9 protein-coding genes are annotated in these 9,575 nt (G+C 65.0%); 2 read left to right on the top strand and 7 right to left on the bottom strand.

The window, feature by feature from the left end; translation table 11 throughout:
* The 6 genes from ACE3S9_RS09525 to ACE3S9_RS09500 all read right to left on the bottom strand — a co-directional run.
* Positions 1 to 1,010, bottom strand: a 1,010-nt coding sequence (locus ACE3S9_RS09525) for a phosphomannomutase/phosphoglucomutase (RefSeq protein ID WP_374546217.1), incomplete at its 3' end; no start/stop codon positions are given.
* A gap of 62 nt (positions 1,011 to 1,072) precedes the next feature.
* Positions 1,073 to 2,485 carry a mannose-1-phosphate guanylyltransferase/mannose-6-phosphate isomerase gene (locus ACE3S9_RS09520; protein WP_374546216.1) on the bottom strand — a complete coding sequence of 471 codons (1,413 nt, stop codon included), beginning with the start codon at positions 2,483 to 2,485 and terminating at the stop codon, positions 1,073 to 1,075.
* A 103-nt stretch (positions 2,486 to 2,588) separates the two neighbouring features.
* Positions 2,589 to 3,020, bottom strand: coding sequence for an EamA family transporter (locus ACE3S9_RS09515; RefSeq protein ID WP_374546218.1), 432 nt, complete (start codon positions 3,018 to 3,020; stop codon positions 2,589 to 2,591).
* Between the two features lie 13 nt (positions 3,021 to 3,033).
* On the bottom strand, positions 3,034 to 4,113 hold the full coding sequence (prfA, locus tag ACE3S9_RS09510; protein WP_374546215.1) for a peptide chain release factor 1: 1,080 nt from the start codon (positions 4,111 to 4,113) through the stop codon (positions 3,034 to 3,036).
* 64 nt (positions 4,114 to 4,177) lie between these two features.
* On the bottom strand, positions 4,178 to 6,442 hold the full coding sequence (ptsP, locus tag ACE3S9_RS09505) for a phosphoenolpyruvate--protein phosphotransferase (RefSeq protein WP_374546214.1): 2,265 nt from the start codon (positions 6,440 to 6,442) through the stop codon (positions 4,178 to 4,180).
* A gap of 197 nt (positions 6,443 to 6,639) precedes the next feature.
* On the bottom strand, positions 6,640 to 7,875 hold the full coding sequence (locus tag ACE3S9_RS09500; protein WP_374546213.1) for an aspartate kinase: 1,236 nt from the start codon (positions 7,873 to 7,875) through the stop codon (positions 6,640 to 6,642).
* A 211-nt stretch (positions 7,876 to 8,086) separates the two neighbouring features.
* Between ACE3S9_RS09500 and ubiG the strand changes: the two genes are divergently transcribed.
* Both ubiG and ACE3S9_RS09490 read left to right on the top strand, forming a co-directional pair.
* Entirely contained in the window at positions 8,087 to 8,860 is a 774-nt protein-coding gene (gene ubiG / locus ACE3S9_RS09495) for a bifunctional 2-polyprenyl-6-hydroxyphenol methylase/3-demethylubiquinol 3-O-methyltransferase UbiG (protein ID WP_374546212.1), read from the top strand.
* A 37-nt stretch (positions 8,861 to 8,897) separates the two neighbouring features.
* A complete protein-coding gene (locus ACE3S9_RS09490; protein WP_374546211.1) occupies positions 8,898 to 9,188 on the top strand; it encodes a hypothetical protein in 291 nt (96 codons plus the stop codon).
* A 66-nt stretch (positions 9,189 to 9,254) separates the two neighbouring features.
* Here the strand turns inward: ACE3S9_RS09490 and atpC are convergent.
* On the bottom strand, positions 9,255 to 9,575 hold a 321-nt coding region (gene atpC, locus ACE3S9_RS09485; protein WP_374546210.1), incomplete at its 5' end, for an ATP synthase F1 subunit epsilon.

The following is a 9,575-nucleotide window of genomic DNA, read 5'->3' as shown; positions in this document are numbered from 1 at the left end:
AGATCGTTGACGCGGCGCTTGATGTAGGAATGGCCGGTCTTCCAGTAATCGGCCTTGACGCCCTGCGCCTTGAGCACCGGATCGCTGGCGAACAGGCCGGTCGATTTGACGTCGACCACGAAGGTCGCGCCGGGATGCAATTTCGAGAGATCGCGCGCCAGCATGACGCCGATCTTGTCGGCGAAAATCTCCTCGCCGTGATTGTCCACCACGCCGCAGCGGTCGCCGTCGCCGTCGAAGCCGAGGCCGACATCGGCGCCGGTCTCGCGCACCTTGTCGGCCATGGCGTGCAGCATTTCGAGATCTTCGGGATTGGGATTGTAGCGTGGGAAGGTGTAATCCGGCGTCACGTCGAGCGGGATCACCTCGCAACCGAGCCGCTCCAGCAAAGCCGGGGCGAAGGCGCCGGCCGTGCCGTTGCCGCAGGCCGCAACGACCTTGAGCTTGCGCGTCAGCTTGGTATGGCTAGCGAGATCGTCGAGATAGATCTTGCCGAAATCCTCGACATATTCGTAGGAGCCGCCGGACCGGGTCTGGAAACGACCGCCGAGCACGATATCGCGCAGCCGGCCCATTTCGTCCGGTCCAAAGGTCACGGGGCGCTGCGCGCCCATTTTGACGCCGGTCCAGCCATTATCGTTGTGCGAGGCCGTCACCATCGCCACCGCCGGGCAATCCAGCGCGAATTGCGCGAAATAGGCCATCGGCGACAAAGCGAGGCCGATATCGACCACTTCGACGCCGCCGGCCATCAGGCCGCAGATCAAAGCCTGTTTGATCGACGATGAATAAGAGCGGAAATCGTGGCCGGTGGCGAGGCGCGGCTTGACGCCCATCTCGTGCAAAAGCGTCGCGAGCCCAAGGCCAAGCGCCTGCACGCCCATCAGATTGAGCTCCGAGCCGAACAGCCAGCGCGCGTCATATTCACGAAAGCCGGTCGGTTTCACCAAAGGCAGGCGTTCATATTCGAACGTATTCGGCATGAGGGCGGCGACGGGCTTGGGCAGCATGAGACAACTCACAAAAAGAGGCCGCCCCTCCGTGAAGAGGGGCGGCGGAAAGGACGAAACGGTCAGGCGCGGTGGTAGACGTCCTCGATGCGGACGATGTCGTCCTCGCCGAGATAGGAGCCGGTCTGGACCTCGATCAGCTCCAGATCGATCTTGCCCGGATTGACGAGACGATGAACCGAGCCGATCGGCAGATAGATCGATTCGTTTTCGTGAACCATGGTCACCTCATTGTCGCGGGTGACTTCCGCCGTGCCGCGCACCACGATCCAATGCTCGGCGCGATGATAATGTTTCTGCAGCGACAGCTTGTGGCCGGGCTTGACGACGATGCGCTTGACCTGATGGCGATCGCCATTGTCGATCGACTGGTAATAGCCCCAGGGGCGATAGACCCGGCTGTGCTCCTTCGCCTCCTTGAACTTGCGGCGCTTCAGCTCATCAACCAATTGCTTGACGCGGTCGCCATGCTGCGCGCCGAGCACCAGAACGGCGTCGTCGGTCGTCACCACGATCACGTCATCGACGCCGAGCACCGCGGTCAGTTTCTCATCCGAGCGGATATGGACATTGCGCGATTCGACGGCGACGCCATTGCCGCGCACGGAATTGCCGGCGGCGTCGCGGTCTGACAATTCCCACACCGCCTGCCAATTGCCGACGTCGGACCAGCCGATGTCGGCGGGAATGACGGCGGCGTGCTCGGTGCGCTCCATCACGGCATAGTCGATCGAGGTTTTCGGCGCGCGGCTGAACGAGGCCTTGTCGAGCGCGAAAAAGCCGAGGTCGCGTTGCGCATGGGCGAAGGCCTCAGTGGCGGCGGCCGCAATTTCCGGCGCGAAATTCTGCAATTCACCGCGCATGACGTCGGCGCGGAAGAAGAAATTGCCCGAATTCCACAAATAGCCTTCATCGATATAACGCTTGGCCGTCTCGGCATCGGGCTTTTCGACAAAGGCCTCGACCTTGGCCACGCCGGCCTCCGGAACGACCAGTGCGCCCGGGCGGATATAGCCATAGCCGGTGGCGGGATGGGTCGGCTTGATGCCGAGCGTCACGATGAAACCCTCGGCGGCGGCGGCGCCGGCCTTGCGGCAAAGCGCGCGGAAGGTTTCGACGTCACGCACAGCGTGGTCGGCGGCGAACACCGCCACGACCGCGTCGGCGGCGCGCTGGCTCGCCAGTTCGCACGCGACCGCCACGGCCGCCGCCGAATCGCGGCGTTCGGGTTCGAGCACGATGTCGCCGGACAAGCCGACCTGCTTCATCTGTTCCTGGACGAGGAAGCGGTAATCGTGATTGGTCACCACGGTCGGCTCGTCGAAAATCTCCGGATCGAGACGGCGCAGCGTCTCCTGGAACGTCGAGAGATTTCCGAGCAGCGGGATGAACTGCTTCGGCATTGTCTCGCGCGAGGCGGGCCAGACCCGCGTTCCCGCGCCGCCGCACATGATGACCGGAATGATTTTCTTCATGCGAACTCCACCAGAACCACACCGCCCGATCATTTTGGGCGCAAAGGTAAACCGAACTTAGCGAAAACGGGCCGCCGACGAAACCATTCACGCCGCGTTAGGGCTAACGAAAGGCGACCAGAATGGCGCCGCCGGCGATCAGGGCGATTCCCAGCCAGTTGACGCCGGAGAGCCGTTCGCCCAGAAAAACCACGCCGAACAGGGCGACAAGGACGACGCTGAGCTTGTCGATCGGCGCCACGCGCGCGGCGTCGCCGAGTTTTAGGGCGCGAAAATAACAAAGCCACGACGCGCCGGTCGCCGCGCCCGAGAGGGCAAGAAAAAGCAAAGTCTTGGTCGAAAGACTCGCCGGATGCAGCCGTCCCGTCGCCGCCAGCAACAGGCTCAGCAGGCAAACCACGACAATGGTGCGCGCCAGCGTCGCCAGATCGGAATCGACGCCCTCGACGCCGATCTTGGCGAAAATCGCGGTGAGGGCGGCGAAGGCGGCCGAAAGCAGCGCCCAAAAGGCCCAAGAACCCGCGTAAGCGGCCATGTCCGGCTTCATCTCACGCTCCCCCTTCGCTTTCGGCCAGTAGCCGCGCCTGATGATCGGCGATCAGCGGATCGAGAATTTCGTCCAGAGCCTCGCCCTCCATGACCTTGTCGATCTTGTAGAGCGTCAGATTGATGCGATGGTCGCTGACGCGGCCCTGAGGGAAATTATAGGTGCGGATGCGCTCGGAGCGGTCGCCTGAGCCGACCTGCTGCTTGCGGTCGGCGGCGCGGGCGTCGGCGAGCTTCTGGCGCTCCATGTCGAACAGGCGCGAGCGCAGCACGTCCATGGCCTTGGCCTTGTTGCGGTGCTGCGAGCGCTCCTCCTGCATCATCACCACCAGGCCGGAGGGGATATGGGTGATGCGGATCGCCGATTCGGTCTTGTTGACATGCTGGCCGCCGGCGCCGCCGGCGCGCATGGTGTCGATGCGCAGATCGGTCTCATTGATCGCCAGATCGACTTCCTCGGCCTCGGGCAGCACCGCCACGGTGGCCGCCGAGGTATGAATTCGGCCCTGCGTCTCGGTGGCGGGAACGCGCTGCACGCGATGGGTTCCGCTCTCGAATTTGAGCCGCGCGAACACGCCCTTGCCGCGGATATGGGCGATGATTTCCTTGAAGCCGCCCGCCGTACCCTCGCTGGCCGAGATCAATTCCATGGTCCAGCCGCGCTTTTCGGCATAGCGCTGATACATGCGGAACAGGTCGCCGACGAAGAGCGCGGCCTCGTCGCCGCCCGTGCCGGCGCGGATTTCGAGAATGGCGCTTTTTTCATCGGCGGCGTCGCGCGGCAGCAAGGCGAGGCGCAGATCGTGCTCGGCCTCGGACAGCCGGTCCCTGAGGTCGGGCAGCTCCTCCTCGGCGAGGGCGCGCATGTCCGAATCGGTCTGCGGGTCGGCGGCGAGCTTTTCCAGCTCGGCGCGCTCCTGCTCCAAAGCGCGAAAGGCGCGAATCGCCGCCGCGACCGGCTCCAGCTCGGCCAGTTCGCGCGACAAAGCGGAAAAGGCGGCCGATTCGACGCCTTCCGACAGGCGATGGCCGAGTTCGTCGTGACGGCGCAGGATGAGATCGAGTTTTTCGGCGGGAAGCATGGGTTTGATCCGGCGACGGGTTCAGCGTCGCGTCCGGGAAAGGAGCGGGAAACGGGAAAAGGCGCTAGAGCGGGACGCAGCGCGGCTCGACAAAGGCCTGCAGCTCCTGGCGCAGCGAAAGGCGGTCGCCCGGATTTTCGATCAGCGGCAGCAGGAAATCGCGCGTCGCGCCGAGATCGACTGCGCGCAACGCCGCCTTGACCGGGCCGATGGCCGATGGCGTCATCGAAAGGCCGCGATAGCCGATGACGGCCAGCGCGATCGCCTCCAGCGGCCGGCCGCCCATTTCGCCGCAGAGATTGACCGGCTTGCCGTAGCGGTCGCCCGCCTCGACGATCGAGCGCAGGGCCCTGAGATTGGCCGGCGCCAAAGTGTCGTAACGCGCCGAAACCCTTTTGTTGTCACGGTCGGCGGCGAACAGATATTGGGTGAGGTCGTTGGAGCCGACCGAGAGGAAATCGGCCGCCGCGCAGATCTCATCGAGCTGCCAGAGCAGCGAGGGCACCTCGACCATCACGCCGAGCTTCAGATCGGTCGGCAGTTCATAGCCGTGGCGGCGTAGGAATTCGAGCTCGCGCTCCGCGACCGCGCGCGCCTGCAGGAATTCCGTCGTATTGGCGACCATGGGGAACATGACGCGCATTTCGCGGCCGGCGCCGGCGCGCAGAATGGCGCGCAACTGCATCCGCAACAGGCCGGGACGGTCGAGGCCGATACGGATCGCGCGCCAGCCCAGCGCCGGATTTTCCTCCTCCATCTTGGCCATATAGGGCAGGACCTTGTCCGACCCGATGTCGAGGGTCCGGAAGGTGACCATCCGGCCTTCGGCGGCGTCGATGACCTTGCGGTACAGGTTATATTGTTCCGACAGGCGCGGAAAACTCGGCGCCACCATGAATTGCAGCTCGGTGCGGAACAGGCCGATCGATTTGGCGCCGACTTCCGACGCGTGCTGGCAGTCGATCAGCAGACCGGCGTTCATGTGCAGGCCGATCTCGACGCCGTCGCGGGTCACCGTCGGGACGTCGCGCAGCTTGTGATATTGCTCCTGCCGGCGGGCGCGCAGCCGCGCCTTTTCACCATAGGCCGCCTCGACATCGGCCGGCGGCCGCAATTGGACTTCGCCCGAACCGCCGTCGACAATGATGGCGTCGCCGGTTTCGACCAGATCGGTGACGTTCGGCACTTCGCCGATGGCGGGAACGCCGAGCGCGCGGGCGATGATCGCGACATGGCTGGTCGGGCCGCCGTCCTCCAGCACCAACCCGCGCAGATTGGCGCGGTCATATTCGAGCAGAGCCGCCGGGCCCATATTGCGGGCGACCAGTATGGCATTGGCCGGCAAGACGCCGCCATGAGCGGTTCCCTGGCCGGTCAACTGGCGCAGCAGGCGATTGGCGAGATCGTCGAGATCGTGCAGGCGCTCGCGCAGATAGGGGTCGGTCTGGCGTTGCAGCTTGGCGCGGGCGTCGTTCTGGACGCGCTCGACCGCCGCCTCGGCCGTGAGGCCGGATTCCAGCGCCTCGCGCAGCCGGCGCAGCCAGCCGCGGTCATTGGCGAACATGCGGACCGTTTCCAGCACGTCGCGATGTTCGCCCATGCCGTAGCGGTCGCCGCGCGCGACCAGCTGGTCGATCTGCTCGCGCATGGCCTGGATCGACTGTTCCAGCCGGCGCAATTCGGCCGCCGGGTCTTCGGCGACCAATTGCTTGACCACGATGCGCGGCTCGTGCAGCACGACATGGCCGAGCCCGACGCCTTCCGACAGCGGCGAGCCGCGCAGGGCCATCGGCTTTTGCAGGCTGAAGCTCTGGCCCGGCTGGGCGAGCGACTGCAATTCGCCCGAGGCGATCATTTCGGCCAGCAGCATGGCCGTGGTCTGCAGCGCCTCGACTTCCTCCTCGGAATAAGTGCGCCGCGCCCGGTTCTGCACCACCAGCACGCCGAGCGTATTGCCGCCGCGCAGGATCGGCACGCCGAGGAAGGATTGATAGATCTCTTCGCCGGTCTCCGGCCGGTAGGAGAAGGCCGGATGGGCCTGCGCGTCGGCGAGCGCCAGCGGCTCGGCCTTTTCGGCGATGAGGCCGACCAGGCCCTCGCCGGTCGTCATGGTGGTGAGATGGACCGCCTCGCGATTGAGGCCCTCTGTGGCGTAGAGCTCAAGCTTGCCGTCCGAGCGCGCCACATAGACCGAGCAGACCTCGGCGACCATATTGGCGGCGATATGGATGACGATCCGGTCGAGACGCGCCTGCGCGTTCACCGGCTCCGCCATGACCTCGCGAAGCCGGCGCAGAAGCAGACGGGGTCCGCCCAAAGCGCCGCGCATGACCTGTTCCTGACCGGGAAGGCGCCTCGCGCCTTCCATGAATGAATTTGACGATTCGCTCGCGGACCGCCGCTTGCATCGGTGCCGATGCAAGGGACGGACCGCGGGCGCGGCTGATTCTCGCCTCAGACGGGTTTTAGCCGCACATTGTGTCGTCGCGGACAATTTCCCGTCAAGTGCGGCTGATTTTCGCGGCCTCAGGCCTTGTCGAGGCCATAGAGCGCGTGCAGCGTCCGCACGGCGAGCTCGGTATAGGCGGCGTCGATCAGGACCGAAAACTTGATCTCCGACGTGGTGATGGCGCGGATGTTGATCCCCTTTTCCGCGAGCGCCCGGAAAGCCGCCGCGGCGACGCCGGCATGGCTGCGCATTCCCACGCCAATTGCCGAAACTTTCACCACGTCGGTGGATGCCTGAAGCGAGGAAAAGCCGATCTCTTCCTTGGCCTTTTCGAGGATGGCGCGGGCGCGCTCGAATTCAGCGGCGGGAACGGTGAAGGTGATGTCGGTGGTCTTGGCGTCGTCGGACACGACCTGAATGATCATGTCGACATTGACATTGGCCTGGGCGAGAGGCTGGAAGATCGCGGCGGCCACGCCGGGCTTGTCAGCCACCTTGCGCAAGGTGATCTGCGCCTCGTCCTTGGAAAAGGCGATTCCGGTGACGACCTGCTGTTCCACAATATCCTCCTCGTCGCAAATCAGCGTGCCCGGCTGCGGATGTTCGGGATCGTCGAAGGACGACCGCACGAAGGTCTTGACTCGGTGAATCATGGCCATTTCGACCGAGCGCACCTGCAGCACCTTGGCCCCGAGCGAGGCCATTTCCAGCATTTCCTCGAACGCCACCTTATCGAGCCGGCGCGCCTTGGGCACCACGCGCGGATCGGTGGTATAGACGCCGTCGACATCGGTATAGATGTCGCAGCGGTCGGCCTTGATCGCGGCGGCAACCGCGACGGCGCTGGTGTCCGACCCGCCGCGTCCCAGCGTAGCGAGCCGGCCCGTCGCCGGATCGACGCCCTGAAAACCCGCGATCACGGCGACCTGGCCGCGCTTGAAACCCTCGATCAGCTTGCCGCCGTCGATGCGGGCGATGCGCGCCGAGCCATGGGCGTCGTCGGTTTCGATGGGGATCTGCCAGCCCTGCCAGGACCGCGCGGACACGCCCATTTGCTGCAAGGCGATGGCCAAAAGGCCGGAGGTCACCTGTTCGCCGGAGGCGACGACGGCGTCATATTCGCACGGATCGTAATGCTTGTTGGCGTCATTGACCCAGCCGACCAGCTCATTGGTCTTGCCCGACATGGCCGAAACCACCACCGCGACCTCATGACCGGCGTCGACCTCGCGTTTGACGTGGCGGGCCACATTGCGAATGCGTTCGATATTGGCGACGGAAGTGCCGCCGAATTTCATGACCAGACGCGCCATAATGACCTGAGATCGCTCTTTGGATTTATCGTTGGGATTTATGGTTGGGTTTTGTCGTTGGTTTTGTCTTGCGGCTCGGGCGACCCCGAGGGCTTTTCTTTCACATCCGCTCGTGAGAAAGACCGGGAAACGCGCCCCGCGCGCGGGGCGGCTATACATGACGGGACGAGCAGATTGTGTCAACGTGTCATCGGGATTTAGGGAGCGCGTCATGAGGGAATCCATCGGCGGCGACAGCGCCAGCGTCGATCGGGAGGAACTCGCGCGCTTCGCCAAACTCGGCGACGCGTGGTGGGACCTCGAGGGGCCGCAGCGCGCCTTGCACAAATTGAACCCGGTCCGGATCGGCTATTTGCGCAATCTGTTATGCAGCCATTTCGCCGATGGCGACCGGCCGCGCGACCGCAAGGCCGAAAAGCCGCTCGCCGGCCTGCGAATCGTCGATCTCGGCTGCGGCGGCGGCCTGCTTTCCGAGCCTTTGGCGGCCCTCGGCGCGCAGGTCACGGGGATCGACCCCGCCGAAGACAATATCGCCGCGGCCCGTCGCCATGCGGCCATCGCCGGCGCGGAAGTGGATTATCAGCCGCTGACCGTCGAGGCGCTCGCCGCGTCAGGCGCGTCCTTCGACGCCGTTCTGGCGATGGAAGTGCTGGAGCATGTCGCCGACGTGAAAGGCTTTCTCGCCGCTTCCGCCGCGCTGGTTCGGCCGGGCGGGTTGTTTGTGGGCGCGACCTTGAACCGCACCCTCAAGAGTTACGCCCTCGCCATCGTCGGCGCCGAATATGTGCTGCGCTGGGTTGAGCCGGGCACGCATGACTGGCGCAAGTTTCTGCGCCCATATGAATTGACGAAGCCGTTGCAGGCCGCGGGGCTGACGGAAATCGACCGCGCCGGCATCGTCTATCATCCGCTGACCGACGAATGGCGGCTCTCGGGCGACACCGACGTGAATTACATGATCGCGATGGAGCGCCCGGCCGCCTGATCGTCCCCGACGATGGGAGTGGCGCTTGCGAAACGACATGGGGGCGATTTTTTTCGCGCTCGGCGCGACGCTCTGCGGATGCGCCCCCGCCCCGCCCCCGCCAATCCCCAATGCGGTGGTTCTTCCCGCCGGCGCCATTGTCCCGACGCGCTCGCTGCGCACGGCCCTGAACGATTGCGCGCGCTACGATCCCTTCCGCGCCGCCTATGTCGACAAACTCGCGACCTTGCCGGAGCCGGAACTCTCTGCTCTCGCCCGCGCGGGTGGCCCCGCCCATGTCGCCTGCCTGCGCGCGATCGGCTGGGACGCGGCGCCCGGCCTATTCTGAACGTGGCGCAAAAGAAAAGGCGCTTGCCATTGGCAAGCGCCTCGAATTTCCGGGATGAGCCAAAGGTCAGGCCGCGATGGCCGCCTTCAGCTCGTTGAGCTGATCGAGCTTTTCGGCGGCCAGCTTGCGGCCCTCGTCCGAGGTTGCGTCGGCGAGGTCTTCCTCGGCGTTGCGGATTTCCTGCGCGAGCTGCGCGGCGTCGAATTGTTCGAGCGGCGTCGCCTGTTCGGCCAGCAGGGTCAGGCCGCCGGCCGCCACATCGGCGAAACCGCCGCGCACGAACAGCTTGCTCTTCTTGCTCGCGGTCTCGTCGATCTCGATAATGCCGGCCTTGAGCACGGTCATGACCGGCGCGTGATCCTTCATGACCGTGAACTGGCCCTCGAC

It is taken from the genome of Rhodoblastus sp., from assembly GCF_041915505.1.
GTDB lineage: Bacteria > Pseudomonadota > Alphaproteobacteria > Rhizobiales > Beijerinckiaceae > Rhodoblastus.
This window is presented reverse-complemented; position numbering and strand designations above follow the sequence as displayed.

Excerpts from the sequence above, each read along its gene's own strand:
- ACE3S9_RS09520 (WP_374546216.1), bottom strand. The coding sequence starts at position 2,485 with ATGAAGAAAATCATTCCGGTCATCATGTGCGGCGGCGCGGGAACGCGG.
- ACE3S9_RS09515 (WP_374546218.1), bottom strand. The coding sequence starts at position 3,020 with ATGGCCGCTTACGCGGGTTCTTGGGCCTTTTGGGCGCTGCTTTCGGCC.
- prfA (WP_374546215.1), bottom strand. The coding sequence starts at position 4,113 with ATGCTTCCCGCCGAAAAACTCGATCTCATCCTGCGCCGTCACGACGAA.
- ptsP (WP_374546214.1), bottom strand. The coding sequence starts at position 6,442 with ATGCGCGGCGCTTTGGGCGGACCCCGTCTGCTTCTGCGCCGGCTTCGC.
- ACE3S9_RS09500 (WP_374546213.1), bottom strand. The coding sequence starts at position 7,875 with ATGGCGCGTCTGGTCATGAAATTCGGCGGCACTTCCGTCGCCAATATC.
- ubiG (WP_374546212.1), top strand. The coding sequence starts at position 8,087 with ATGAGGGAATCCATCGGCGGCGACAGCGCCAGCGTCGATCGGGAGGAA.
- ACE3S9_RS09490 (WP_374546211.1), top strand. The coding sequence starts at position 8,898 with ATGGGGGCGATTTTTTTCGCGCTCGGCGCGACGCTCTGCGGATGCGCC.